This window comes from Virgibacillus sp. M23 (assembly GCF_034190895.1).
GTDB lineage: Bacteria > Bacillota > Bacilli > Bacillales > Amphibacillaceae > Virgibacillus > Virgibacillus salarius.
This window is the reverse complement of sequence record NZ_JAWDHA010000274.1, coordinates 1-438: the sequence shown is the minus strand read 5'-3', so window position 1 is coordinate 438 and position 438 is coordinate 1. Positions and strand designations below refer to the sequence as shown.

The window sequence follows — 438 nt, the reverse complement described above, 5'->3', positions numbered from 1 at the left end:
GGCGGGGATAAGAGCGGGCATTGATGAGGGCACTGAGAAGCTCGGCTATAAAATCAGAGAATCGCAGATGCAGAAAATCCCGTACGTGCTGGTGGTTGGAGATCAAGAGGAGCAGGAGAACGCGGTTAACGTCCGCCAATTCGGACATCAGCAGAATGAACACGTTTCTTTTCAGTCATTCAATGATAAGCTTGTGTAACAGGTGGAAAATCGAGGCATGTAGGATAAAAGCTGTAAATTCACATTTTGCTTTTTTGACTTTCCCTATTCGGAATCAGTAAAATAATAAGTAAATCATATCGTTCGTATGTTATGAATGCATCTCGAAATGGGGAAATTGACATGGACCATGACAAACTGGAAGCAAATTTGCTGGATCACGCACTTACAAAATATTTGAAAAGCACGAAGCAATTAGATGAAGCCACCGTTCCGAAA

1 protein-coding gene and 1 pseudogene are annotated in these 438 nt (G+C 42.2%); both read left to right on the top strand.

All coding sequences use genetic code 11. The features are described from left to right. A partial coding sequence (locus tag RVS70_RS22525) for a His/Gly/Thr/Pro-type tRNA ligase C-terminal domain-containing protein (protein WP_321134956.1) occupies positions 1-199 on the top strand: 199 nt, incomplete at its 5' end. Between the two features lie 143 nt (positions 200-342). Further along, positions 343-438, top strand: a pseudogene (locus RVS70_RS22520) (MarR family transcriptional regulator); the annotation flags it as partial.